Raw genomic sequence first — 26,371 nt, 5'->3', positions numbered from 1 at the left:
TAATGAATATCGTAAAATCGATATTAATGCTCTTTCTTGCCATCAGCATCTCGAGCTGTCAGCTGGATGTGCGCCCAATCGGACTCAATTACGAGGATATGATATTTTTGGATGCGGAAAACTTGGCTGAGACTGGAATAGGGGCTGCTTATGACGAACTAGTCCCTTCACTTAGTCGCTACATTTCAAATCCTATACAGATTGAGGAACGCATAGACAATCACTTGCCGCGTTATGCAATTCGCGCCAATGGCAAGGAATATGTGGTTTACGATTCGGATACTCCGGAGTATGAAAGCTGGGGAATTGCCACCTATGTTTTCTTTGAGATTATTAATGACCAGTTGAAAGATAAAAGTGTTCGCCTATATGCAATAAACAACGGCCATGACTTAGGTGCAATGTACCTTACTTCCGAACAGGCCAAATCAGCTCAGCTGTTGTTGCCAAATCCTACCGATTGGCCCTATCTTCCCGAGGCAACGAGCCCTTGGTATGGACAGCATCATTAACACAAATATAAGGCCTAGCATTCGTTTAAATCGGGGTTGCTTTGTAGCTGTACTGGCCACTTCAGCGCGCGGTTTAATTAAAGTGGCTGCGCGGCCAGAAAGCGCAAAGTAAAACGATAAACAACGAATGCAAAAACAGCTTATTGTTTGGCTTAATAAATTACCGAATCCAGTTCGGTAACAAGGGGTTTACATTTTCAGGCAGCCTTTGGTAAGCGGGTGCATAACTTCACTGAGTAATTTTAAGTAAACGAAAGGCAATTTCACATGAACCAAAAAGTCATCGCCATCGACGGCCCCAGCGCATCGGGTAAAGGCACCGTGGCCGCCCGCGTGGCGTCGGCTCTGGGCTGGGCGTATTTGGATTCGGGCGCGCTCTACCGGCTCACGGCGCTGTATGCGCGCCAGCAAGGTGTGGCTTGGGATGATGAAGCGGCACTGGCGCAACTGGCCGCGGCTTTGCCGGTGGCGTTTACCGATGGCGCGGTGTTGCTGGATGGCCAAGCGGTGGATGAAGCCATTCGCGGCGAAGACATCGGCATGGGTGCATCTGCCGTGGCGGCTTTGCCACAGGTGCGCAGTGCTTTGTTGCAGCGGCAACGTGATTTCCTTACCGCTCAAGGCTTGGTGGCCGACGGGCGCGACATGGCTTCGGTGGTGTTTCCACAAGCGGCGTTAAAGGTGTTTCTCACCGCCAGCGCCGAAGTGCGCGCCCAGCGCCGCGCCCGTCAATTGGGGCTGGCGTTGGATGGTGCGGCGTTTGCACAAATTCTGGCCGACATCGAAAAACGCGATGCCGCCGACCGCAGCCGCACCGTGGCGCCGCTGGCGCCGCAAGCAGATGCGCATATTCTGGATACCTCGGCGCTGGACATCGACGCCAGCGTGAAAAAAGTGCTTGATTGGTATCGACAAATCTGAAATTCATGTACAATAGCCCGCTTCGGTTTGCCGTGTTGCATTTTGATGGCAGCGGCTGCCGATAATGAGACCTTTGCCCTGATGTTGCCGCATTCTGCCTGAAAGTGTTGTATTTCATGGCGTTGCGCAAAATGAGGGCAAGGGTTTCTTGCCGCCGCAGCAGGCCGGAGATGCTGCGGTACAGACCAACCAACCCCGCACCTCTGGCTGTGCACAACATAGAGAACATTACATGAGTATGGAAAATTTTGCCCAACTGCTGGAAGAAAGCTTCACCCTGCAAGAGATGAACCCCGGCGAAGTGATTACCGCCGAAGTGGTTGCCATCGACAACAACTTCGTAACCGTAAACGCCGGTTTGAAATCAGAATCACTGATTGATGTGAGCGAATTCAAAAATGCAGCGGGCGAGATTGAAGTTAAAGTGGGCGATTTTGTTACCGTGACCATCGAATCGGTGGAAAACGGCTTTGGTGAAACCAAGCTGTCACGCGAAAAAGCCAAACGCGCTGCCGATTGGATTGCTTTGGAAGAAGCCATGGAAAATGGCGATATCCTGTCTGGCCTTATCAACGGCAAAGTCAAAGGCGGCTTAACCGTGATGATCAACAGCATCCGCGCCTTCTTGCCGGGTTCTTTGGTCGACGTGCGTCCGGTAAAAGACACTTCACACTTTGAAGGCAAAGAAATCGAATTCAAAGTCATCAAGCTCGACAAAAAACGCAACAACGTGGTGGTATCACGCCGTGCCGTGCTGGAAGCCACTTTGGGCGAAGAGCGCAAAGCCTTGCTGGAAAACCTGCAAGAAGGTGCCGTGGTTAAAGGCATCGTTAAAAACATCACCGATTACGGTGCGTTTGTGGACTTGGGCGGCATCGACGGCCTGTTGCACATCACCGATTTGGCTTGGCGCCGCGTGAAGCACCCCAGCGAAGTGCTGGAAGTAGGCCAAGAAGTGGAAGCCAAAGTATTGAAATTCGACCAAGAGCGCAGCCGCGTGTCTTTGGGCATGAAACAATTGGGCGAAGACCCGTGGCACGGCCTGGCACGTCGCTACCCGCAAAACACCCGCTTGTTCGGTAAAGTCACCAACCTCACCGACTACGGCGCGTTTGTGGAAATCGAGCAAGGCATCGAAGGCTTGGTACACGTTTCCGAAATGGACTGGACCAACAAAAACGTTCACCCCAGCAAAGTTGTCCAAGTAGGCGACGAAGTGGAAGTGATGATTTTGGAAATCGACGAGGACCGCCGCCGTATTTCTTTGGGCATGAAACAAACCCAAGCCAATCCGTGGCAAGAATTCGAAGCCAACTACAACAAAGGCGACAAAATCTCCGGCGCCGTGAAATCCATCACCGACTTCGGCGTATTTGTGGGCTTGCCGGGCGGCATCGACGGCTTGGTACACTTGTCTGACTTGTCTTGGAGCGAAGGCGGCGAAGAAACCGTGCGCCAATTCAAGAAAGGCGATGAAGTGGAAGCCATGGTATTGGCCATCGATGTCGACAAAGAACGCATTTCTTTGGGCATCAAGCAATTGTCTGGCGACCCCTTCGGCAACTACATCAGCGTGAACGACAAAGGCAGCATCGTTAAAGGCACCGTAAAATCACTGGACGCCAAAGGCGCGGTGATTGCTTTGGGCGATGAAGTGGAAGGCTACCTGCGTGCTTCCGAAGTATCCAGCGACCGCGTGGAAGACATCCGTAACGTGCTGAAAGAAGGCGAAGAAGTGGAAGCGGTAATCACCACTGTAGACCGCAAAAACCGCAACATCAGCCTGTCGATCAAAGCCAAAGACGCCAAGGAAACCAACGAAGCAATGCGCTCCGTGGCCGCCAGCAGCAATGCGTCTGCCGGCACCACCAGCTTGGGCGATTTGTTGAAAGCCAAGCTGTCTGGCGACAACGAGTAAACCGCCATGACCAAGTCTGAGTTGATGATTCGTTTGGCCGAAAGCTATTTGGCGGCGAGCAATACGCAACTGATGGCCAAAGATGTGGAGCAAAGTGTTAAAGTATTGGTGGACACCATGACCCGCTCTTTGGCACGCGGCCAGCGCATCGAAATCCGCGGTTTTGGCAGTTTCGACCTTAACCACCGTCCGGCACGCACCGGGCGCAATCCGAAAACAGGCGAAAAAGTGGCGGTGCCGGAAAAATACGTACCCCACTTCAAGCCCGGCAAGGAATTGCGCGAACGGGTGGATCAGGCTTTACAAAACGCCGGTTAATCGTTGGCCCCCTCTGTTTAGAGCAACGCCGCTGAACTTCAGCGGCGTTTTTTATTGGAGCCGCGCCGGGCTTGTGGTATGTTGCGGGCTTGCCGTTGGCCGAGAGCCGGTTTTTTACATTCGGCCTGTAACAACGGATGGAAATATAGTGGATTAAATTTGAATCAAGACAAGACGACGAACCGCAGACAGTACAGATAGTACGGCCAGGCGAGGCAACGCAGTATTGGTTCAAATTTAATTCACTATAAAGTCGGTTTGTTTATTAGGATGTGCTTTGACGTATCCTAATACCGGTTTATTGATGGTTTGCCCATCTGCCTTTCAGGCAGCCTTAATGGCTATTTAAAAATAAAAACAATTATTTATCAAAGAGAGTAAAACTTCGTGGTCGATAGCACTTCCGTATTTTCCCCGCCCGATTTTAAAAACCACAGCCCGCTTACTTGGTACCAAGCGGCGCAGCAGCAGCCCGGGTTTATCGAAGACGTGGCCCAATTCAAGGCGATTAAGCTGTTGGACAAGCTGTGGGCCGAGCTGATGATGTTTAAGCGCAAGCGCAACCGCTTTTTGGGGCGTAGCCTGCGCTCGCCGCAATCGCCCAGAGGGCTGTATTTTTATGGCGGTGTGGGGCGCGGCAAAAGTTTTTTAATGGATGTGTTTTACGGCTGCCTGCCTTATCGGCGCAAACGGCGCGTGCACTTTCATGCCTTTATGGCCGAAGTGCATCAGCGCATGGCCGCGCACAAAAGCGAAGCCAACCCCTTGCAAGCGGTGGCCGCCGAAATTGCCGCCGAAGTGCGGGTGCTGTGTTTCGATGAATTCCATGTTAGCGACATTGCCGACGCCATGATTCTGGGACGCTTGCTCGAAGGGCTGTTTGCCGAAGGCGTGGTGCTGGTGGCCACTTCCAATTACGCGCCGAGCGAGCTGTATCCGCAAGGACAAAACCGCAGCAGTTTTTTGCCCACCATTGCGCTGATTGAACGCGAGCTGACGGTGCTGAATGTAGACGGCGGCGAAGACTATCGCTTGCGCACGCTCAGTCCCGCCGATGTATTTTATGTGCCGGCCGATGCCGCCAACGAGGCGCGCCTGAATAAGCTGTTTGCGCAAATGAACGCGGGTGCACGCGCCCAAGCGGGCAGTGTGGCCATTCTGGGGCGGCAGCTGGCTTTTAAAGGGCGCACCGATCAGGCGATTTGGTTTGATTTCGACACCCTGTGCCGCGGCCCGCGCTCGCAAGCGGATTATCTGTGGCTGGCCGAACGCTACCGTATGCTGTTTGTGTCGGGCATTCCGGCGATGAGTGCGGCTGAGCGTGCCGAAGCGCGGCGGCTTACTTGGCTGATTGATGTCTTGTACGACTACCGGGTGAAACTGTGCGCCAGCTGTGCCGTGCCGGTGGCCGAAATTTACACCGACGGCGATTTTGCCCATGAATTTACCCGTACCGCCAGCCGCATGACCGAAATGCAAGCGGAAGCTTATCTGGCTTTGCCGCATTTAACATTGGATGCCGCCCAGCCCGCAGCCGCTGCCGATCCATCTTCTTAATTGGTGGCTCGATGCTGTTTTTAAAAGTTATTGGGTTTTTCTGCTTATTTCTTAATTAAATTTAAATAAAATTATTCAAATAAACTAAATGTTAGGTATTAAATATCAATTTAAAAATAAACGCCCATGGCTATTCTAGGCTACCTGAACAAGCTCAAGGCTTTCAGGCAGCCGTAACTTGCTGAATAGCGGCTTTTAATCTGCGGCACACACATATTAAAAGCGGCAAAATCTTGCTAAAATGCGCCCCAGTGCTGATTTTCGCTTGCCTGGCACGGCAACCTCAGGTTGCGGTGTTGATGCGGGCATTAACCTTACGGAGTATTTCCATGGCCATTGAACGTACCATTTCCATTATCAAACCCGATGCCGTTGCCAAAGACGTGATCGGTCAAATCTACAGCCGCTTTGAAAACAACGGCTTAAAAGTGATTGCCGCCAAAATGAAGCAGCTCAGCCGCGCCGAAGCCGAAGGCTTCTATGCCGTGCACAAAGAGCGCCCGTTTTTTGCCGACTTGGTGGCCTTTATGACCAGCGGCCCGGTGATGATTCAAGTATTGTCTGGCGACAATGCCGTGGCCAAAAACCGCGAGCTGATGGGCGCCACCAATCCTAAAGAAGCCGCCGCCGGCACCATCCGCGCCGACTTTGCCGAATCGATTGACGCCAATGCCGTACACGGCTCGGACAGCTTGGAAAATGCCGCCATTGAAATCGCCTATTTCTTTGACGACAGCGAAATCTGCCCGCGCTAATCATTGCTGTGTATGATTTGAGGCTGCCTGAAGAATTTTCAGGCAGCCCCGAGTTCTTTGTATTAAGCCGGTTTGCTTCGCTTGTATAGTAAGCCGGTTTAATACAAAGTTTTGAGTATAAAAACATGAAAACCAATCTTCTGAATTACGATTTGCCCGGGCTTACCGAGCACTTCGCCCAAATGGGCGAAAAGCCGTTTCGTGCCAAGCAAGTGATGCGCTGGATGCACTTGGGCGGCGCGGATAACTTTGACGACATGACCGACTTGGCCAAGTCTTTGCGCAGCAAGTTGCACGAGCATGCCGAAGTCAAAGTGCCCGCGCTGATGACTGAGCAACAATCCAGCGACGGCACGCGCAAATGGCTGTTGGATGTGGGCACCGGCAACGGCGTGGAAACGGTGTTTATTCCCGAAGATACCCGCGGTACTTTGTGTATTTCGTCGCAAATCGGCTGTGCGCTGGAATGTACTTTTTGCTCCACTGGCCGCCAGGGCTTTAACCGCAACCTCAGCGCCGCCGAAATCATCGGCCAGCTCTGGTGGGCCAACAAAGCCATGGGGGTGACGCCGAAAAACGAACGTGTGGTGTCCAATGTGGTGATGATGGGTATGGGCGAGCCTTTGGCCAATTTCGATAATGTGGTTACCGCGCTGAGCATTATGCTTGACGACCACGGCTACGGCCTGTCGCGCCGCCGCGTTACCGTGTCTACCTCGGGCATGGTGCCGCAGATGGACAGGCTCAAAGAAGTGATGCCGGTGGCGCTGGCGGTGTCGTTGCACGCCTCCAACGATGCGGTGCGCGATGAAATTGTGCCGTTGAACAAAAAATACCCGCTCAAAGAATTGATGGCGGCCTGCCAGCGCTATTTACTCAAGGCGCCGCGCGATTTTATTACCTTTGAATATGTGATGTTGCACGGCGTGAACGACAAACCCGAACATGCGCGTGAATTGATTAAATTGGTGCAGGATGTGCCGTGCAAATTCAATTTGATTCCGTTTAATCCGTTTCCCAATTCCGGCTATGAGCGCTCCAGCAATGAGCGCATCCGCGTGTTTCGCGATATTTTGCAGCAGGCGGGGCTGGTGGTCACGGTGCGTAAAACCCGCGGCGACGACATTGACGCCGCCTGCGGTCAGCTGGCCGGGCAAGTGCAAGACAAAACCCGGCGCCAACAAAAGTGGCAACTACAGAAAGGCTGAAACAATGAAATGGTCGGCAACAGCAACAGCGCTACTCGGTGTGGTGGTATTGGCGGCGTGTTCCAGCGGCGGGATTAAAGAGCCCACTGCGGCCGAGCGCGCCGAATCGGTGTCGCAAATCAAAACCCAGCTGGCAGTGGAATACATGAAAACGCAAGACTACCGCCAAGCCGTGGCCAGTGTGGAAGAAGCACTGACGGCCAACAGCCGCAATACTTATGCTTGGCTGATGCGGGCGCAGATTTACCAATATCTGAAAGTGCCGGACAAAGCCGATGAAAGTTTCCGCCGCGCTTTATCGCTGGATCCGAGTAATGCCGAAGTCAACAATAACTACGGTTGGTTTTTGTGCGATTTGCAAAATCGCCCCAATGATGCCATGGCTTATTTCGATAAAGCCTTGGCCGACCCCACCTATCCCAGCCCGCAGGTAGCCAATTTAAACAAAGGCATTTGCAGCACGCGCATGGGGCAATACGGCTTGGCCGATGCTTATTATGATCGTGCGCTGGCGGCGGCGCCGTGGTTTGCGCCGGTGCACAAGGAAATGGCGCGAACCAAAATGCTGGCGGGCAATCTGAACGAGGCGGATCGCTTGTTCCGTTTGTACCAAAGCCGCGTGGATGTGCTCAGTGCCGATGATTTGCTACTGGGTTGGCGCATTGCCCGCGCTCAAGGACAGACGCAGGCGGCTTACGAATACGAAGCGCAATTGCGCAGTAACTACCCTTATTCTCCCGAATTAGAACAAATTAGCACAGGACGTATGTGATGACAGAAACAACAGGCACACCAACGCCGGAAACACCCACCGCCGCCACCTTAGGCGCTTTGCTGCGGCAGGCGCGTGAACAGCAAGGCTATTCATTGGGTGAAGTGGCCGAGCGTCTGAAGTTTCCGGCGCGGCAAGTAGAAGCCTTGGAAGCCGGTGTGTATGAAAACTTGCCGGAGCCGGTGTTTGTGAAAGGTTTTTTGCGCAGTTATGCGCGCTTGCTCGGCTTAGACGAAGCACAGTTGAATGAACAGATGAAGGCCATTTTCCCGGCCAGCGCCGCTGCGGTTCAGGCAGCCCCGGTGATGACCAAATCCACCATGGATTACCGTGGTATGAAGGCGAAAAAGCCGTTTCCGCGCTGGGTATTCGGTGTGGTGGTGTTGGCGGCGCTGGGTGCGGCCATTTATGCCTGGCAAAGCAAGTCCAGTGCCGATAATCTGCGTCAAACCGAGTCGGCCAGCCAAGTGGTGGCCAACCCGATTGCCATGCCCGGCGTGGATGCCAATAATGTGTCGGTGATTCCGATGACCCCGGCCAATATGGCCAGCGGCAGCGCTGCCAGTGGCATGGCGGCCGCCAGTGCGCCGACAACGGCCAGCGCGCCGGCAGCCAATGTGGGCGCGCAAACCTTGGTGATTACCGTGCGCTACCGCTCGTTGCTGCATGTGGTTAATCAAAAAGGTGAAGTATTGATTAGCCAGATTGTGCCGGCCGGCAGCGAACACCGTTTTGATAATGGCGCGCCGTATCAGGTGCGCATCGGCTATGCCTTGGGCGCGCAAGTGAACATGGGCGGTACCGACATTCCTTTGCAAAGCCATATCAACAATAAAACCGCAACCTTAAACGTGGGCGGCAATAATGAGTAAACCTGTTGTGCGCCGCAGCACCCATCAAGTTCAAATCGACCATTTAAATGTGGGCTCGGATGCGCCGGTGTTGGTGCAGTCGATGACCAACACCGACACTGCCGATGCTGTGGGCACTGCCGAGCAAGTGAAGCAATTGGCCGATGCTGGTTCGGAAATGGTGCGCATCACCGTAAACAGCCCGGAAGCGGCGGCCAAAGTGGCCGAAATCCGCAGCCGTCTTAACGATATGGGCTGCAACACGCCTTTGGTGGGCGACTTTCATTTCAACGGCGAGCGGCTGCTACAAGAGTTTCCCGATTGCGCCCGTGCTTTGTCGAAATACCGCATCAATCCAGGCAATGTGGGAAAAGGTGCCAAAGGCGATGAGAAATTTGCCTATATGATCCGCACCGCCGCCGAGCACAATAAAGCGGTGCGCATTGGCGTGAATTGGGGCTCCTTGGATCAAAGCCTGGCCAAGCGCATGATGGACGCCAATTTGGCGTTGGCCGAGCCGCAGCCGCCCGAAGTGGTGATGAAAGAAGCCTTGATTGTGTCGGCACTGGAGTCGGCACAAAAAGCCCGTGATTTGGGGCTGCCTGAAAACAAAATCATCCTGTCGTGCAAAGTGAGTGCGGTGCAGGATTTGATTGAGGTTTACCGCGATTTGGGCAGCCGCTGCCGCTATCCGCTGCATCTGGGTTTGACCGAAGCGGGCATGGGCAGCAAAGGCATTGTGGCTTCCAGCGCGGCGCTGGCAGTGCTGTTGCAAGAAGGCATTGGCGACACCATCCGCATTTCGCTCACGCCAGAGCCGGGCGCTTCGCGCACGCAAGAAGTGGTGGTGGCGCAAGAATTGCTGCAAACCATGGGCTTGCGCTCGTTTACGCCCTTGGTTACCGCTTGCCCCGGCTGCGGGCGCACCACCAGCACCGTATTTCAGGAGCTGGCGCGCGACATCCAGCATTATTTGCGCACCCAAATGCCGGTATGGCGTTTGCAATATCCGGGTGTGGAAAACCTGAATGTGGCGGTGATGGGCTGCGTGGTCAACGGCCCGGGTGAAAGCAAGCTGGCCGACATCGGCATTTCCTTGCCCGGCACCGGCGAAACCCCGGTGGCACCGGTGTATGTGGACGGCGAGCGGGCGGTGACGCTGAAAGGCGACAATATGGCCGCCGAATTTCTGGCTTTGGTGGAAAACTATGTGGCCGCCAATTATGGCGAAGGCGGCGCGAAGCGGCGCGCACAGAAAGTGATTCCGATTCACCATCCCGCCGATTAAGCCATGCCAAACCACAAGGCTGCCTGAAAAAGGAAAATCCTGATGGATAATTGGGTAGGCAACACGGTTTTGCGCCTGAACGGCATCCGTTTAGAGCCGCTGGGTTTGCAACACACCGCCGGTTTGCAGGCCGCCGCTGCCGATGGCGCCTTATGGCGTTTGCGCGTGACTTCGGTGCCGGAGCCGGAAAACACCGCCGCCTATATCGAAACCGCGCTGCATACGGCTGATCGGTTGGCCTTTGCAGTGATAGATGAAGCCAGCGGCCACGTGCTGGGCAGCACCAGCTATCACGATATTCTGCCGGCCGTGCGGCGGCTGGAGATTGGCTATACTTGGTATGCGCAAAGCCATTGGCGCACCGCCTTGAACAGCACTTGCAAGCTGATGCTGTTGTGCCACGCCTTTGAAGCCTTGCAGGCGCAAACCGTGGGCTGGCGCACCGATATTGAGAATACCCGCTCGCAAGCGGCGATTGAGCGCTTGGGTGCGCACAAAGACGGCATCATCCGTGGTAATGCCCTGCGCCGCGACGGCAGCATCCGCGACACAGTGGTGTACAGTATGAGTAGGGCGCAGTGGCCGCAGGCCAAACAAGCTTTGCTGGCACGATGCCAAGGCATATAAAAACAGATTTGGAACCACATCATCTAAAAGGGGAAAGCGATGGCCGATAAAGCCACTGATTTGCGTGCTCATTTGCTGGATTTGTATTTGGTTAACAATCCCGAAATTGCCCATCGCGTGTTTATTTATAGCTACAACGGCGTGGTGAGCGCCACCACCAATCCGTTTCAAATGGTGTTTGCCGACTTAGAGCCGCAAGTTAAAAAAAGCCTGATTATGCAAAACTTGGCCAGCGGTGAAATGGTGCAGGCCTTTATTGTGCCGCTGGCAGACGCAGGCGGTTTTCAAATTGAAAACGTGGTGCTCTACGGCAATAAAGCAGGCGTGTTGCTGGAAATCGACTTGGGGCACGACAAAATCGAGCAGTCGGAAAAATACAAACAATTTCTGGCATTAGCGCAGCATTTATTGCGCCAATTTGTGGTGGCCGATAGCGATAAAAAAGCCTAAAGCTGCAAAATATTCATTCCATCATGGCATCGCCAAAAACCAAAAAAACAGAACAATACAGTATCAATTATGAGCCAAAAAATCCAAGCCGTTAAAGGCATGAACGATTTGCTGCCGCAGGCGCAAAAAGACTTTAAACTCACCGCCGCCTTTTGGCAGGCATTTGAAGATGCAGTAAGCCGCTGGACACGACGTTTCGGCTACCGCCAAATCCGCACCCCGATTGTGGAGCAAACCGGCCTGTTTGTGCGCTCCATCGGCGAAGACACCGATGTGGTGGGCAAGGAAATGTACACCTTTGCCGATGGCAACGACAATTTAAGCCTAAGCTTGCGCCCAGAAGGCACCGCCTCTTGCCTGCGTGCGGTGGTGGAGCATAATCTGCTCTACAACAGCCCGCAAAAGCTGTGGTATATGGGGCCGATGTTCCGCCGCGAGCGGCCGCAAAAAGGGCGCTACCGCCAGTTTCACCAAGTGGGCGTGGAAGCCTTGGGTTTTGAAGGCCCGGATGTGGATGCCGAAATCATCGCCATGAGCGCCGATTTGTGGCGCGAATTGGGCATTACCGAACACCTAACGCTGGAACTGAACTGCTTGGGTAACCGCGATGAACGCGCCGCCCACCGTGCAGCCTTGGTGGCCTACTTGCAGCAGCATCAAGATTTGCTGGATGAAGATAGCCAACGCCGCCTGCACACCAATCCTTTGCGGGTGCTGGATACCAAAAACCCGGCGTTGCAGGAAATGGCCAATCAAGCACCGCGTCTGTTGGATTTTCTCGGCGAAGCATCGTTGGCGCATTACCATCAACTCAAGGCGCTGCTGGATGGCTTGGGCATTGCCTACACCGAGAATCCGCGTTTGGTGCGCGGCTTGGACTACTACAACCTCACCGTATTTGAATGGACCACCGACAAACTGGGCGCCCAAGCCACGGTGTGCGGTGGCGGCCGCTATGACGGCCTGATGGAAGAGCTGGGCGGCAAAGCCGCACCGTGCATCGGCTTTGCCATGGGTATTGAGCGTTTGTTGCTGCTGGTGCAAGAATACGGCAGCTTGGCCGCCGATGATGCGGCCGATGTGTATGCCATGCACCAAGGCGAAGGTGCCGCCTTGCAGGTGATGCGCCATGCCCAACAATTGCGCAGCGCCGGGATAAACGTATTGCAGCATTCAGGCAGCCACAGCCTGAAAGCACAAATGAAAAAAGCCGATGCCGCCGGCACCCGTTTCGCGCTGATTGTGGCGCCCGACGAATTGGCCGCCGGCACCGTAACCCTAAAAGACTTGCATGGCCAGCACCCGCAAACCACGGTGGCGGCCGATGCCTTATTAACCCAATTACAACAATGGATGAATGCATAAATGGCTGTAAACGATTTCCAAGACCAAGAAGAAATTGAAAACTTCAAACACTTTTGGCGCAAATATGGCCGCTGGGCATTTTACGTGTTGCTGCTGGCGGCGGCAGGTTATTTAGGCTGGGTGCTGTATCAAGGCCATCAACGCGAACAGAACGACAAAGCCTCGGTGGTGTTTGAAACCTTTATCAACCAATCGCGTGCGCACAATGAAGCGGCGGCCAAACAAGCTTTGCTCACCTTACAGCAAGACTTTGGCAACACCTTGCCCGCCGCCCAAGCCACTTTACTGATGGCCGGCACCGATTTTGACGCCGCCAAATACGATGATGCCGCCAAGCATTTGCAATGGGTGCAGAAACGGCAAAAAGACGAATTGCTGCAAGCCATTACTGCACAACGATTAGCCGTGGTGTATTTGCAGCAGCAAAAATACGACGACGCCCTAAAAGCGCTGGACGCCAAAGTGAGCGACGATCTTAAGCCGGTGCTGCTGGAAACCCGTGGCGATGTACTGGTGGCACAAGGCAAGCCCAAAGAGGCCGCCGCCGCCTATGCAGCAGCTTTGAAATTATTGCCAGAAGATGCGCCGCAACGTGAATTGCTGCAAATGAAGGCCGATCCGCTGAGCTGATTAGGGGCTGTTTACATTGATGAAATGTAAACAAACCCTAGCCTGAAGAGGCTGCCTGAAAGCAACACCATAGGCTTGTGCGCACAACTTAATGTGCCGCACAAGCCAAACTGTTTTTAATTGCTATCGATAATCGCTGCATAGAATGCGCCTTGGTGCATCGGCCTTAAAGCCGGATTAAACCTAATACGCCAAGGCGCATCCGATTTTGTATTGCTATTGAAATACAGACAACATAAACGCATTAAACCCACACGCAGTTGGCGTAGGTCGGATTCTTGAATCCGACATTTGGCCGAATAGGCCAAAACAACATCATCTTATTCCTTGAACAAGCGTCGGATTCAAGAATCCGACCTAAACACTACAAATATTTGATATTGCGCTAACCCCAATATCAATGCATTAAACCCACACGCAGCCTATGGATACACTTAAATAGGCTGCCTGAAAGAGAAAACCCAATCATGAAACCAACCATCGCCTTGGTGGGTCGCCCCAATGTGGGCAAATCCACTTTGTTCAACCGCCTCACCCGCAGCAAAGACGCCCTGGTGGCCGACTTGCCAGGCCTCACCCGCGACCGCCACTACGGCCACGGGCGCATGGGCAGCAAGCCTTATCTGGTGGTGGACACCGGCGGTTTCGAGCCGGTGGTAGACAGCGGCATTTTGTATGAAATGGCCAAACACACCTTGCAGGCGGTAGACGAAGCCGATGCGGTGGTGTTTTTGGTGGACGGGCGCAACGGCCTCACCCCGCAAGACCAAATTATCGCCAACCGCCTGCGCCAAAGCCCGCGCCCGGTGCTGCTGGCGGTGAACAAAGGTGAAGGCGCCAATCGCGCCGTGCTGGCGGCGGAGTTTTTCGAGCTGGGCTTGGGTGAGCCGCTGGTGATTTCCGGCGCCCACGGCGACGGCGTTTACGACTTGATTGAAACCGTGCTTGAGCATTTCCCCGATGCCGAAGAAGAAAGTGCCACCCCCAAGCACCCCGTATTTGCGGTGATTGGCCGCCCCAATGTGGGCAAATCCACGCTGGTAAACGCCATTTTGGGCGAAGAGCGGGTAATTGCCTTTGATATGGCCGGCACCACCCGTGACAGCATTCACATCGATTTTGAACGCGGTGGTAAACCTTTTACCATCATTGACACCGCCGGCGTGCGCCGTCGCGGCAAAGTGGAAGAGGCGGTGGAGAAGTTTTCGGTGATTAAAGCCATGCAGGCGATTGAAGCGGCCAATGTGGCGGTATTGGTGCTCGATGCACAACAAGACATTGCCGACCAAGACGCCACCATTGCCGGCTTTGCACTGGAAGCCGGGCGCGCCTTGGTAGTGGCGGTCAACAAATGGGACGGCATCAGTGAGGAGCGGCGCGAGCAAGTGAAGCGCGATATTGCCCGCAAGCTGTATTTTTTGGAATTTGCCAAATTCCACTATATTTCGGCCTTGAAAGAGCGCGGCATCGACGGCCTGTTTGAATCCATTCAGGCAGCCTATGATGCGGCGATGATTAAAATGCCCACGCCCAAAATCACCCGCGTGTTGCAAAGTGCCATCGAGCGCCAACAGCCGCCCCGCGCGGGTTTGGTACGACCGAAAATGCGCTATGCCCACCAAGGCGGCATGAATCCGCCGGTGATTGTGATTCACGGCAATGCTTTGCAGCACATTTCCGATGCCTACACCCGCTATTTAACCCAAACCTTCCGCAAAGCCTTCAATCTGCAAGGCACACCTTTGCGCATTCAATACAATGTGGGCAATAACCCCTATGAAGACAGCGGCGAAGCCAAACCCAAGCAGCCTTTGCGCCGCGTGAAGCTGAGCAACCGCATTGCCAAGCGCGAAGAACATAAAGAAGCGAAAAAGCGGGTAAAACACAAAAATAAAGTCAGCGTAAAGAAAACAAAAGCACGCTAATGTGTTAGCATTTGTGCTGTTTGCGGCCTGTGGTTTCGGCATTGCCTGTATTTGCTGCCTAGGCCGCCATGAAGAATACCTTATAATCATAAAAACGGAGTATGCAAATGACCGCTAAAGGACAAATGTTACAAGATCCTTTTTTAAACGCACTGCGCAAAGAGCATGTGCCGGTGTCGATTTACTTGGTAAACGGCATTAAATTGCAAGGTCAAGTGGAGTCTTTTGATCAATATGTGGTGCTGTTGCGCAATACATCGGTAACGCAAATGGTTTACAAACACGCCATTTCCACCATCGTACCGGCGCGTGCGGTAAGCCTGCAGCAAGAGCGCCAGCCAACACCCGCAGCCGAATAAGTCTTTGCATGATGATAAAACCCGATGCCCAAGCATCGGGTTTTTTATGTTTGATTTATATGTGATTTTAAACAGACATGTGATGCATCGGCAATCACCGTGCGGGTTTGCTCTGCATCATCATTATATAGAGATATAGAGTTAAAGTGTTACGGCGTTAGCTTGCCTTGCCGTAGGATTATTTATACCAATTCGAAAAAATAACCTAACTGCGTTGGCTCGCCTTAGCGCAAAGCGAACGACTTTGTAAGGCGCTAAAGCGCCAACAAACTCTGTTTCGTACTAGATGTACTGTCTTCGGCTCGCCGCCTTGTTATCTTATTTTTTCGAATTGGTATTAGTTTCTTTGCTATATTTTTGAATTGAATAGATAAAAAACCACCCTGTTTTTGCAGGGTGGTTTTTTCAGGCAGTCTTATGTGCTTGTTGGTGCCATTTTGGGTTTACAGCAAACCGGGTTGGCCTTGGGCCGGGTCGGTGGCGCGGGCGGCTTGGGCGTCGGCTACGGTGAGGCCGAGTGCTTTGGCCACGCCTTCGCCGTAGGCCGGGTCGCAAGCGTAGCAGTTGCGGATGTGGCGGTATTTGATGAAATCCAGTGCATCGCCCATGCCGCGGGCGGTGTTGTCGAACAGCACTTGCTGTTGTTCGGGGCTCATCAGTTTAAACAAGGCGCGCGGTTGGCTGAAGTAGTCGCTGTCGTCTTCGCGGTAGTCCCAGTGGGCGGCGTCGCCATTGATTTTCAGCGGCGGCTCGGCATATTGAGCTTGTTGCTGCCATTGGCCGAAGCTGTTGGGCTCGTAGTGCGGCTTGCTGCCGTAGTTGGCGTCTACGCGGCCTTGGCCGTCGCGGTGGTTGCTGTGTACGGGGCAGCGGGCGGCATTCACCGGGATCTGGTGGTGGTTCACACCTAAGCGGTAGCGTTGGGCGTCGGCATAGTTAAACAGGCGCGCTTGCAGCATGCGGTCGGGCGATACGCTGATGCCGGGTACGACATTGCTGGGGGCGAAGGCGGATTGTTCGACGTCGAGGAAGAAGTTTTCCGGGTTTTTGTTGAGCTCGAATTCGCCCACTTCAATCAGTGGGTAATCGCCTTTGGGCCACACTTTGGTGAGGTCGAAGGGATGGTAAGGCACTTTTTCGGCGTCGGCTTCGGGCATGATTTGCACGTACATTTTCCACTTGGGGAAGTCGCCGCGCTCAATGGCATCGAAGAGGTCGCGCTGGTGGCTTTCGCGGTCTTTGCCCACCAAGGTTTCGGCTTCTGCATCGGTGAGGTTTTTAATGCCTTGCTGGGTGCGGAAGTGGAATTTCACCCAGAAGCGTTCGTTGGCGGCGTTGATAAAGCTGTAGGTGTGCGAGCCAAAGCCGTGCATGTGGCGGTAGCTGGCGGGCAGGCCGCGGTCGCTCATCACGATGGTGACTTGGTGGAAGGCTTCGGGCAGTAGGGTCCAGAAATCCCAGTTGTTGGTGGCGCTGCGCATATTGGTGTGCGGGTCGCGTTTTACGGCTTTGTTCAGATCGGGGAATTTACGCGGGTCGCGCAGGAAAAACACGGGGGTGTTGTTGCCCACCATGTCCCAATTGCCTTCTTCGGTGTAGAACTTCAGGGCAAAGCCACGGATGTCGCGCTCGGCATCGGCCGCACCGCGCTCGCCGGCCACAGTGGTGAAGCGGGCGAACATATCGGTTTTTTTGCCAACCTGGCTAAAGATGGCGGCACGGGTGTATTGGGTGATGTCGTGGGTAACGGTGAAGGTGCCGAAAGCGCCGGAGCCTTTGGCGTGCATACGGCGCTCGGGGATTACTTCACGCACAAAGTTGGCCAGTTTCTCGTTTAGCCACAAGTCTTGCGCCAGCAAGGGGCCGCGGGCACCGGCGGTGAGGCTGTTTTGGTTGTCGACCACGGGCGCACCGAAATCGGTGGTGAGGTGGGTAACCGGGCATTTTTTGATGTCTTGGCTCATGGGGGTTCCTTGGTAGTTGGTTTTGGGTATCGGCTTATTGAGATACAAGCAGGGGAACAGCTGGACACAGTGTAGCTTTTTTTGGAAAAGATAAATAGAAACAGATGATTGGATTTTTAAATTGCCTACTTTATTTTGGCTATTGAATTTTATTTAATTATAATATTTATTTATTATATTGTGATATTGGGTGGTTAATATAGGGTGCAATAAGGCTGCCTGAAACCCTTTCAGGCAGCCTATTCTTTGGGCGGTAGCCAATCGGCCAAGTCGGCGGTGGCGATGTCCCAGTGCCAGATGCCGTGGTGGTTGTTTTCGTTTAGGCCGCGTAAAAACAGGTAGCGGATGGCGATGCTGTCGGGCAGGGCGTGGCGGGCGTGGAGGAAGCGCGCCACGGCGATGGCGTAAATCAGTGCCTGCAAATAATAGTGGTGTTCGGCCATGGCCTGGTGCATGGCGTCGGGGTGGTAGTTGGCCAAGCGGGCGCCCAAGTAATTGGATTTGTAGTCGATTACCGCCACGCGGCCTTGCTGGTCTTGGCAGCTCATGTCGATAAAGCCGTTGAGAAAGCCGTTTACGGTGGCAAAGTCAAGGCGGGCGGCGGCTTGTACACAGGCGGCGGGCAGGCCGATGTGCGGCTGGGCAAACCAGTGGCGCAGGCGCGGCAGGGCGAAGTCGTGCATGTGCAGCACAAAGCCCATTTCAGGCAGCCTTTGCGCGGCGGGAATGCCGGCCAAGCTGCTGCCCGGCCACAAGGGCGCATGGCGCACGGCGTCTATCATTGGCAATAGGCTGTCTACCGGCGTGTCGGCAAAGCCGTACTGTGCCAATAAGGGCGCGTAAAGCGCTTGTTGCTCGGCTGCGGGGCGGGCGAAGTCGGTGTTTTCCAGCAAGGCATGCAGGCACACGCCTGCATTCATGCCGCGGGCAAAGCCGAGTATGGCGGTTTCGGGCGTTTGCTCGATGTGCGGCGCGGTGGCGGTTTCGGCGGCGTCCAATTGCGGGGTTTGTGCTTCGTTATTTTGGCCGTGGCTGTGGCGGCTGAGCGCGGTAAAGCTGGTGTGGCGGATGTATTGAAACGGCCTTTCAGGCAGCCTGAGCGCTTGGTAAGGTGTGGCCGGCGCGGCGGCGGGTGCTACTTGTGCGGGTGCGGGTGCGCCTTCGTGCCAGGCAAAGGCGCTGCTGGCGGGTGCGGCGGCCAGGCATTGTTGCCACAGGGCTTTGAGGCTGCTGACGGGGCTGTTTTTATAGCCGTTGTGCCACAGCGCACGGGTGTCGGCCACGCTGCTTTCGGGGCTGCCGGCCAAGAGGTAGCCGAATGGGTTGTCGGCGGTGTTGCGGCAGGCGGCGGCGTAGAGCACCAATTGTTCGCGCGCTCGGGTAAGCGCCACATAATACAGGCGCAGCAGCTCGCCCATGTGGTCGTTTACGATGGTGTGGCTGTCTTCTTCGCTGAGCAGGCTTTGATGCACCAGCTCGTGTTGCTTGTCGCGGTGCAGCAGCGCCCAGTCGCGGCGCTGTTGGTCTTTGCCGTCCCACACAAAAGGGCAATACACCAGCGGGTATTCCAGCCCTTTGGCGGCGTGCATGGTGACGATTTTTACCAGTGCATCGTCGCTTTCCAGCCGCAGCTGCTGTGCTTCGCCGTGTTGTTGATTAGGATTGCCGATTTGGTGTTGCAGCCATTGTTGCAAGGCGGCAGGCGCGGGGCTGTCGGCTTCGGCAGCGGCCAAGAGTTCGCCCAATTGCCAGAAGTTGGTGAGACTGCGCTCTTGGCGACGTTGCAACAGGCCGGTTTCCAAGCTGCTGTGGCGGGAAAACTGCTGCAAGGCGGCGTAGATGCCGTGTTGCTGCCAGTGTTCGCGTGCGGTTTCTGCCCAGCTTATCCATTGGCTCAACGCCGCTTCGTTGCTGTTGAGTGCTTGTAGTTCGGCGCCGTTGCGGCAAAACAAAGGCCCGGCCAGCACAAAGCGCAGAGTGGCGGTTTGCTGCGGGTGCAGCCAAAACGCCAGCAAGGCGGCCATGGCCAGCGCTTCTTCGGTGGCAAATACGCTGTGGTTGCCCAGCGATACGCTTTGCACGCCGCGCTGTTTTAAGCTGGCGGCCACCATTTCGCCTTGGTTGTGGGTTTCCACCAGCACGGCGATGTCGCCCGCTTGCAGCGGCTGCTGTTTGAGCTTGAGGCTGCCTGAAAGCCCTTGGCCGATGGCGGCGGCGATTTCGTCGGCACACCAATTGGCGGCGCGTTGGCGCAGTTGGTCTTTATTGGGCAGGGTTTCTTTGCCGTTGGCATCAACATCGCTGTGCTCGTGTAGCCAGCGGATGTGGATGGCGGCGGCGGCGGGGGCGAGCTGGCTGTCGGCACGTTCGGCGGCCACGGGGGTATAGGGAATGCCGTCCAGCACAAACGGGCGTTGTTTGCCGCTAAATAAATGGCCGATGCCGTTGACTAAGGCGCGGTGGCTGCGGTAGTTGGTTTGCAGGGTGTAGCGCTGGGCGGGCGAGGTGTCGGCGGCGGCTTGCAGATAGGCGTGGATGTCGGCGCCGCGAAAGCGGTAGATGGCTTGCTTGGGGTCGCCCACCATCAAGAGCGGGCGGCCTTGGTCGGCAAAGGCGGTTTTGAAAATGGCGTATTGCAAGGGGTCGGTGTCTTGGAATTCGTCAATCAGGGCGATGTGCCAGTTGGCGGCCAATGCCTGCGCCAGTGCGGTGGCTTGCGGGTTGCCGCTGCCTAAGGCGGTGGCCACGTCGGCGAGCAGGTCGTCGAAGCTACGTTGGCGGCTGTTTTGTTTGTGGTTTTGCAGCTGCTGGCGAATGTGCACAAACGCTTGGTATTGCCATTGCAGTACGGTGCTGTTTTCGGCGGCGGCCAGCTCGGCCAGTGCCGTGCCGAAATCGGCCAGCGGCGCCAGTATCGCCACTTCGGCTTCGCTGAGCTGTTGGTTTTTTTTGGTTTTGTCGTGCAGAAAATCGGCGTGAAAGCAGGCGAATTTGTCGGCTTTGCTAAACGGATAATAAGGATTATCGGCGGCCACGGCGGCCAGCAGTTCGCTGAAAAACGGCTGGAATGTTCGGTCTTGAAAACTGGTGCCATTGAGTTTGGCGGCTTTTAGCGGCCAAAATAAATTTTCTATGGTTTCGGCTTGCCGACACAGGGTTTGCCAGCAGGCGGCCAGCTGTTGTTGTGCTTGCACCAAATCGTGGCTTTCAGGCTGCCTGAATACAATATCACTGCGGCTCAACCACGAGCCCAGCTCGCTCAGCCATTGCTGCGGGATTAGGCCTCTGGTGGCGGCCAGTGGTGCGTACAGCGGGTGGTGGCTGATGTGGCTGCGCCAGAAGTCTTGCGCCAGTGTGAGGAGCAAGGCGGGGTCGGCCTCGGCGGTTTCGGTGTCGAAGGGGGTGTTGCACAAAAAGGCGTAGTCGGTGAGCACGCGCTGGCAAAAGCCGTGGATGGTGTGGATGGCGGCGCCGTCAAACTGGTTTAAGGCTGCCTGAAGCCGCAAAATCAGCCGTGCATCGCTTTCTTGCTGTTGCGCGGCGCGGATGATGGCCAGCAATACCGCATCGGTGTTGGCCTCGGCACCCGGCTCTTGGCGCAAATAGGCCAGCGCTTCGGCCAAGCGGGTGCGCAGGCGGGTTTTCAGCTCGGCGGTGGCGGCTTTGGTGAAGGTAACCACCAAAATGCGCTCCACCGGCATGTGTTCCACCAACACCAAGCGGGCAAACAGGGCGGCGATGTTGTAGGTTTTGCCGGTGCCGGCGGAGGCTTCAATCAGGCTGGTGCCGGCCAGCGGCAGGGTGAGCGGGTTGAGGGTGTGTGGTGTCATGCGTCGGTTTCCAAGGCGGCGTCCTGTGTGTGGGCAATCATGGGCAGCAGCAAGTCGGCCACCAGCTGCCAAAACAGCGGGGTGTCGGTGGGCAGGGTGTCGTGGCGGCCAAAAGCCAGTGCCACTTCGGTGCGCTGTGCCTGGCCGGGCTTGAAGCGGTTGCCCACATAGGCGCTATGGGCGGCTTGCTTGGCGGCATTGGGCGGGGTGGTGCTATCGCGGTCTTGTTTATACCAGGCTTGAGCCGCCGCCAGCCCGGTTTGGGCAAAAAACGGCAGCGGCTGCTGTTGCCCCGGCACATACCAAGCCAGCCACGGGCGCAGCAGCTGCTGTGCGGTGGCCGCATCAATGGGCGGCAATTGCAGCGGTGCGGGTGGATAGAGGATGTGGGTGCTGTGCTCAATTCCCGGCACATCGGCGGCGCAAAAAATCAGGTGTTGCAAATAGTGGGCGATGGTTTGCGGGGCATGGGGTTTGGTGTCTGCATCAATCAGCTGGCCGTGCCGGTGTAGTTGGTTGAGGCTGCCTGAAAGGATAAGGCCGTGGTGGCTGAAATTAAATTCGGCATCGGCCACGCGCGGGCTGTTGAGCAAGGCCAGATTAAGGGATAAGGCGGCAATGCGCCACGGCTGGCCGAGGGTGTGGCCCAGCAGGCCGTCGGGCAATACATTCATTTGTCGCAGTGCGTCATCGGTGCGATCCAAATTTTGTCCTTGCCGCCGCGCGGCCACATAGGCTTGGTTGAGCGCGGCTTCGGTTTCCACGGCAAACGGCTCTGCCGCCTGCCACGCTTCGGCCGGGCGGTAGGGCTGCCATTGCAGTGTTTGTTGCAGCCATTTGAGCACCGGGTTGCGCCAGAAGGCAATCAATTGAGTGATGGAAAGCGGGTGGTTGGGTGTGATGGTGTCGGTGTTGTCTTGCTCGGCACTTGCCGGCCAAAACGGGGCAATAACTTCTGCCGGGTGGCTGAGTGCGTCGGCATAGTCTTGGCGGGTGCTGGCCAAGCTGCCGTTGAAATATTGCTGCGAAAACGCCTGCAAGGGGTGTTGGCAGCGGTGTTGCTCTAAAAATTGCGGCGTGGGGGTGGCGGTCATGGCGGCGAGGGTGTCGGTGAGCTCGTTGAGCAAGGCCGAGGGTGCCAAGGCTTCGTTTTTGCGGATGTCTTTGCCGATATAGGATAAATACAGCTTTTGGCGTGCGCTGAGGATGGATTCGAGAAACAGGTAGCGGTCGTCGTCGCGGCGGGCGCGGTCGCCGTGGCGCGGGTGGCGGGCAATCAAGTCGAAGGCGGCGGCTTTGGTGGTGCGCGGGTAGTCGCCGTCGTTCAGCCCAATCAGGCACAGGCATTTGAACGGTAGGCTGCGCATGGGCACCATGCTGCAAAAGGTGATGCCGCTGCGCAAAAAGCCGGCTTCGCTGCTGCTGTCTAAAAAGCGCTGGATGTGTTCGATGGCGGTGTAGGGCGGCAGCAGGCTGTTAAAACCGGCCAGTGCGGCTTGTTCGCTCCAAGCGGCCAAGGCGGTTTCGAGCTGCTGCATGGCGGCACTGCCGAGGGTGTCGCTGTCGGCCATGTCGGCCAGCCAGAGGCGGATGCGTTGCGCCCATTCTTCGATACTGGCGGGCTGTTGCCAGTGTTGATAATGCTCGATCAAAACGTCGACACAATGCTGTGCACGCGCCAGCACCGGCGTGTGGCCGATATCGGCATACCACGGCAGCACGCCTTGCCAGGTTTGGGCATCGGAGGTTTGCGGCAACAGCCAGCCCAATACCGTGCGCTCGCGCCCTTGCTGCCAGCTAAAGGCGTGGTCGTGGCCGCCGTATTGACGGCGCATGGCTTCATCGCTGCCCCAGCGGATACCTTGCTCGGCAATGGCGTGGGCAATCAGGTCGACATCGGCTTGGCTGAAGTCAAAGCGCTCGCGCAGCACCGGTGAATCAAGCAGCGGCAGCAGTTGGTCGGCCTCTAAGCGGCTTTGCACCAGTAGCAGCCATTGTGCCAATAGCTGCATTAAGGGCTGCCGGTGGCGGGTTTTAACGTCGGCCACCGAAAACGGCAGTGCCTGGTTGCCGCCTTGGCTGTGGCCGAACACGGCTTCGATAAAGGGCAGATAAGGCTCGATATGGGGGGTGAGCACGGCGATGTCGTGCGGCTGCCATTCGGGGTGGGCGGCCAAGTCTTGCAATAGCTGGTCTTTGAGCATTTGCAGCTCGCGCAAGGGGCTGTGGGCGGCGGCAAATTGGATGCTGTGGTCAAACGGCAAGGGCGTGCTGCGTTCAGGCAGCCTTAAATTCTGAATATCGGCCTGTAAATGGCCGAGTAAGGTGTTTGCCGGAACATCATCGTAAATCGGCGTTTCGATGTGCACATTGGGCATGGCCGCCAGCGCATCAAAAAAGTCGCGCCCTTGCTTGCCGAGGCTGGCCAGCAAGGGATGGCCGCTGGCGGATAAATCGGTTTCGTCTAAATCGAGCAGCCGTGCGGCGGGCAGTACATTGCCCCAGTATTCGCGGCTGGGGTTGAGCGCAAACACATGCACATCGGTGTGTTGCGCTGCTGCTTGCAGTAAATCCAGATACATCGGTGCCAACGCGGCAATGCCGAACACCAGCAGCCGTGCAGGCAGATGCTCGGCGTGCAGATTGTGCATCAGCCCTTGCCATTGCGCCACACGGTGGCTTTGGCTGCCGTGCTCGGCCAGGTGGCGCCACAAGGCGGCCTGCCAATGCTCGTCTGCACCCAGATTGGCGGTGTCGCCGTTTTGCCAGGCCAAAATCCAGTCGGGGCGGTAAACCAGATATTGGTCGTAAATATCCGCCAATTGCCCGGCCAAGTGGTAGGGCGCATTGGCGCTGCTGTGCAGATAATCGGCCAGGGCGGCGCGGGTGGCGGCAAATTCAGGCTGCCTGAAAGCTTCACTTTGAAACAAGGCCAACAGCCGCCAGCGCAATACTTCGGGGCTGAAAGGATTCAATGCCGGCGTGCCGGGCAACACTTGGCGCAACAGCCGCCAAGCAAAGCCGGCGGGCAGGCTGTAGCGAAGATTGGCGGCAATGCCGTGCTCGCGCGCCAAAAACTGGTTCAGATAACGGCGCATCCCTTGGCTTTGCACCACAATCTCCTCCGCCGCCCACACAGGTGCTGCGGTGGGTAGGCGGTAAATGGCGGCCAAGGTGCTGGCCAGGTATTCCAAGCGGTTGGATTGGTATAGATAAAGCATGGCGGCAGAAAGGCTGGGCAAAGGAGTTTATTATGGCGGATAAAGCGGGCTTTTGATACTGAGCGCTTTGATGAGCAAAGCAACAACGCAGCAATAAGGATGCTTAAACTTTGATTCAATGCAAAAAAGGGCGAGTTAGGCCGGATGGCGTATGGTTAAATGCCGATTTAAAACTAGTCAGAAAAGGTAAAAATATGCACAATACGCCATCTTGATGGAAAGACATTGATTTGTGCCTATGCGGTTAAAGCTTGCCGCCGGGTGTGGATGACAGCAACTAGGGAAGTTTAGCGATATGGTGAATTTTGAGCAGGTGATTGAAGAGCTGGTGGGTATGCGCGGCACGCTGGCTTGTGCAATTGTAGACTATGAAAGCGGCATGTTGCTGGACGGGCGCAGTGTGGGTACGATTGACTTGGATATTCTATCCATCGGCAATACCGAGATTATGCGGGCCGAAATCAAATCCATTGCCTTGCTGCACGAAAAAGACGGCCAGGATGATGAGATTGAAGATATGCTGATTACCTTGGGTATGTATTATTATCTGCTACGGCCGATGAAAAGCTACCCGGGCTTGTTTGTATTCTCGGTGTTAGACAAATCCAAAGCCAATCTGGCCTTGGCACGCCGGGCGCTGAGAGATGCCGACCGCCACTTTAAGGCGTGAATACCCGTAATCCGCTTTCAGGCAGCCTTTGAGGCAACCTGAATTGAGTACTGAAAATAAAATACCGCTTCTGTGAGAGCGGTATTTTTATGTTTGCTGTTTATCGCCGATATAGGCAAAGCGGGGAATACTGTGGCCGTTTAGCGTTACGGTTTCACCAAACATGGCCAATGGCCGCACCCATACGCCAAAGTCACCATACAGCGCGCGGTACACCGCCAATAATTCTTCGGTTTCCGAATGGCGCGCCACATGCAATAGCTGATAATGGCGGCCTTTGTAGTGGCGGTAGAGGCCAAGCGGTAAAGAAGTGGCAGACATAAACCACGCCAATTTAATAAAGTAGTGAAATCGAAAAACCAAATAATAAATGGCAGGTAAGAATACCTGCCATGTCGGGCAATGGGCTTGGCGGCCTAAGCCGCCGAACCATTAAGCTGCCTGAATATTAGAGGCTTGTTTGCCTTTCGGGCCAGTGGTCACTTCAAAAGACACACGTTGACCTTCTTTCAGGGTTTTAAAACCATTCATGTTAATGGCAGAGAAATGCGCAAACAAATCTTCACCACCTTCGTCCGGAGTGATAAAACCGAAACCTTTAGCGTCGTTAAACCACTTAACAATACCAGTCGCCATTGAAACTTCCTATACTAAAAACAATTAAACAAAATGCGAAGCGGCATTGCTCAAATCACTGATTCGACGTGAAGTACAAACACCATGTTTTGGGGTTCTGCCTTGCTTGCTGTTAGTCGTTTTACCTAGGTTGGGGGTGTGCGTCAAGTAATGTTTTACAAAGAGGGTGAAATTACATCAGAATACGACAAAAAACCGACAAATATTTTTAAAAAGACATGATAGACCACAATGCCTGCCATCAACATCAAGCACCAAACCCGCACCAATTCAAACCAAGCCCCAGCCCATGTGCCGCCGCCGCAGCGGTATAAAGTGGTGTTGCTGAATGACGACTATACGCCGATGGATTTTGTGGTGCTGGTGCTCACCGAAATTTTTTTACTGCCGCCTACGCAAGCTTCTGCGGTGATGTTGCTGGTGCATCATGAAGGGCGTGGTGTGTGCGGGGTATACCAAAAAGACATTGCCCAGAGCAAATGCCGGCAGGTGCACGACCGCGCCCAAGCTGAGGCGTATCCGCTTAAGTGTGTGGTGGAAGCGGCTTGAAGCCGTGTATATTGCAACCATATAGCTTTTTGCCGATAGGCTTAC

At 55.2% G+C, this 26,371-nt stretch carries 23 protein-coding genes and 1 pseudogene; 19 read left to right on the top strand and 5 right to left on the bottom strand.

Going from position 1 to position 26,371, the window contains the following annotated elements:
* Window positions 1-2 precede the first annotated feature (2 nt).
* The 17 genes and pseudogenes from JQU52_RS13105 (at window position 3) to hfq (ending at window position 15,456) form a co-directional block, all read left to right on the top strand.
* Window positions 3-512, top strand: coding sequence for a hypothetical protein (locus tag JQU52_RS13105; RefSeq protein ID WP_230338911.1), 510 nt, complete (start codon window positions 3-5; stop codon window positions 510-512).
* 267 nt (window positions 513-779) lie between these two features.
* Complete coding sequence (gene cmk / locus JQU52_RS13100; protein ID WP_230338910.1) at window positions 780-1,433, top strand: (d)CMP kinase; 654 nt, start codon at window positions 780-782, stop codon at window positions 1,431-1,433.
* 232 nt (window positions 1,434-1,665) lie between these two features.
* On the top strand, window positions 1,666-3,351 hold the full coding sequence (gene rpsA / locus JQU52_RS13095) for a 30S ribosomal protein S1 (protein WP_230338909.1): 1,686 nt from the start codon (window positions 1,666-1,668) through the stop codon (window positions 3,349-3,351).
* A 6-nt stretch (window positions 3,352-3,357) separates the two neighbouring features.
* Window positions 3,358-3,669, top strand: coding sequence for an integration host factor subunit beta (locus JQU52_RS13090; RefSeq protein ID WP_230338908.1), 312 nt, complete (start codon window positions 3,358-3,360; stop codon window positions 3,667-3,669).
* Window positions 3,670-3,810: 141 nt separating this feature from the next.
* Window positions 3,811-3,917 (top strand): annotated as a pseudogene (locus JQU52_RS14885) (IS5/IS1182 family transposase); the annotation flags it as partial.
* 139 nt (window positions 3,918-4,056) lie between these two features.
* Complete coding sequence (gene zapE, locus JQU52_RS13085) at window positions 4,057-5,226, top strand: cell division protein ZapE (protein WP_230338907.1); 1,170 nt, start codon at window positions 4,057-4,059, stop codon at window positions 5,224-5,226.
* A gap of 329 nt (window positions 5,227-5,555) precedes the next feature.
* Complete coding sequence (gene ndk, locus JQU52_RS13080) at window positions 5,556-5,981, top strand: nucleoside-diphosphate kinase (RefSeq protein ID WP_230338906.1); 426 nt, start codon at window positions 5,556-5,558, stop codon at window positions 5,979-5,981.
* 125 nt (window positions 5,982-6,106) lie between these two features.
* Complete coding sequence (rlmN, locus tag JQU52_RS13075; RefSeq protein ID WP_230338905.1) at window positions 6,107-7,189, top strand: 23S rRNA (adenine(2503)-C(2))-methyltransferase RlmN; 1,083 nt, start codon at window positions 6,107-6,109, stop codon at window positions 7,187-7,189.
* A gap of 4 nt (window positions 7,190-7,193) precedes the next feature.
* Window positions 7,194-7,961 (top strand): type IV pilus biogenesis/stability protein PilW, encoded by a 768-nt coding sequence (gene pilW, locus JQU52_RS13070; RefSeq protein ID WP_230338904.1) that lies wholly within the window; start codon window positions 7,194-7,196, stop codon window positions 7,959-7,961.
* Window positions 7,961-8,833 carry a helix-turn-helix domain-containing protein gene (locus JQU52_RS13065; protein WP_230338903.1) on the top strand — a complete coding sequence of 291 codons (873 nt, stop codon included), beginning with the start codon at window positions 7,961-7,963 and terminating at the stop codon, window positions 8,831-8,833. Before pilW ends, JQU52_RS13065 begins: the two co-directional genes overlap by 1 nt.
* Window positions 8,826-10,100, top strand: a complete 1,275-nt coding sequence (gene ispG / locus JQU52_RS13060; protein WP_230338902.1) for a flavodoxin-dependent (E)-4-hydroxy-3-methylbut-2-enyl-diphosphate synthase — start codon at window positions 8,826-8,828, stop codon at window positions 10,098-10,100. The genes JQU52_RS13065 and ispG overlap by 8 nt, the downstream gene beginning before the upstream one ends.
* 42 nt (window positions 10,101-10,142) lie before the next feature.
* Entirely contained in the window at window positions 10,143-10,727 is a 585-nt protein-coding gene (locus tag JQU52_RS13055) for a GNAT family N-acetyltransferase (RefSeq protein ID WP_230338901.1), read from the top strand.
* Window positions 10,728-10,766: 39 nt separating this feature from the next.
* Window positions 10,767-11,177: a hypothetical protein gene (locus tag JQU52_RS13050; RefSeq protein ID WP_230338900.1), complete on the top strand. Its 411-nt coding sequence runs from the start codon at window positions 10,767-10,769 to the stop codon at window positions 11,175-11,177.
* Between the two features lie 69 nt (window positions 11,178-11,246).
* Window positions 11,247-12,542, top strand: a complete 1,296-nt coding sequence (gene hisS, locus JQU52_RS13045) for a histidine--tRNA ligase (protein ID WP_230338899.1) — start codon at window positions 11,247-11,249, stop codon at window positions 12,540-12,542.
* The gene (locus JQU52_RS13040) at window positions 12,543-13,172 is read left to right on the top strand and encodes a YfgM family protein (protein WP_230338898.1); all 630 of its coding nucleotides are present in this window, start codon (window positions 12,543-12,545) and stop codon (window positions 13,170-13,172) included.
* A 467-nt stretch (window positions 13,173-13,639) separates the two neighbouring features.
* Window positions 13,640-15,097, top strand: coding sequence for a ribosome biogenesis GTPase Der (gene der, locus JQU52_RS13035; protein ID WP_230338897.1), 1,458 nt, complete (start codon window positions 13,640-13,642; stop codon window positions 15,095-15,097).
* A gap of 107 nt (window positions 15,098-15,204) precedes the next feature.
* Window positions 15,205-15,456 carry an RNA chaperone Hfq gene (hfq, locus tag JQU52_RS13030; RefSeq protein ID WP_230338896.1) on the top strand — a complete coding sequence of 84 codons (252 nt, stop codon included), beginning with the start codon at window positions 15,205-15,207 and terminating at the stop codon, window positions 15,454-15,456.
* A gap of 443 nt (window positions 15,457-15,899) precedes the next feature.
* Here hfq and JQU52_RS13025 read toward each other — a convergent pair whose 3' ends face one another.
* The 3 genes from JQU52_RS13025 to recC all read right to left on the bottom strand — a co-directional run bounded on the left by JQU52_RS13025 (window position 15,900) and on the right by recC (window position 24,471).
* Window positions 15,900-17,420: a catalase gene (locus JQU52_RS13025; RefSeq protein ID WP_230338895.1), complete on the bottom strand. Its 1,521-nt coding sequence runs from the start codon at window positions 17,418-17,420 to the stop codon at window positions 15,900-15,902.
* Between the two features lie 239 nt (window positions 17,421-17,659).
* Window positions 17,660-21,250: an exodeoxyribonuclease V subunit beta gene (gene recB, locus JQU52_RS13020; RefSeq protein ID WP_230338894.1), complete on the bottom strand. Its 3,591-nt coding sequence runs from the start codon at window positions 21,248-21,250 to the stop codon at window positions 17,660-17,662.
* Complete coding sequence (recC, locus tag JQU52_RS13015; protein ID WP_230338893.1) at window positions 21,247-24,471, bottom strand: exodeoxyribonuclease V subunit gamma; 3,225 nt, start codon at window positions 24,469-24,471, stop codon at window positions 21,247-21,249. The genes recB and recC overlap by 4 nt, the downstream gene beginning before the upstream one ends.
* Before the next feature lie 295 nt (window positions 24,472-24,766).
* Here recC and JQU52_RS13010 point away from each other — a divergent pair, with 295 nt between their 5' ends.
* Window positions 24,767-25,141: a hypothetical protein gene (locus JQU52_RS13010; protein ID WP_328300622.1), complete on the top strand. Its 375-nt coding sequence runs from the start codon at window positions 24,767-24,769 to the stop codon at window positions 25,139-25,141.
* A gap of 87 nt (window positions 25,142-25,228) precedes the next feature.
* Here the strand turns inward: JQU52_RS13010 and JQU52_RS13005 are convergent, their stop codons facing one another.
* Together JQU52_RS13005 and JQU52_RS13000 are read right to left on the bottom strand one after the other, a co-directional pair.
* Window positions 25,229-25,462 carry a DUF1653 domain-containing protein gene (locus JQU52_RS13005; RefSeq protein WP_230338892.1) on the bottom strand — a complete coding sequence of 78 codons (234 nt, stop codon included), beginning with the start codon at window positions 25,460-25,462 and terminating at the stop codon, window positions 25,229-25,231.
* 111 nt (window positions 25,463-25,573) lie between these two features.
* A complete protein-coding gene (locus JQU52_RS13000; protein ID WP_230338891.1) occupies window positions 25,574-25,777 on the bottom strand; it encodes a cold-shock protein in 204 nt (67 codons plus the stop codon).
* Window positions 25,778-26,008: 231 nt separating this feature from the next.
* Between JQU52_RS13000 and clpS the strand changes: the two genes are divergently transcribed.
* On the top strand, window positions 26,009-26,326 hold the full coding sequence (clpS, locus tag JQU52_RS12995) for an ATP-dependent Clp protease adapter ClpS (RefSeq protein ID WP_230338890.1): 318 nt from the start codon (window positions 26,009-26,011) through the stop codon (window positions 26,324-26,326).
* Window positions 26,327-26,371 lie beyond the last annotated feature (45 nt).

It is taken from the genome of Paralysiella testudinis (assembly GCF_016894345.1).
GTDB lineage: Bacteria > Pseudomonadota > Gammaproteobacteria > Burkholderiales > Neisseriaceae > Paralysiella > Paralysiella testudinis.
Note: the sequence above shows the minus strand (reverse complement) of the source record. Positions and strands in the feature narration are given on the sequence as shown.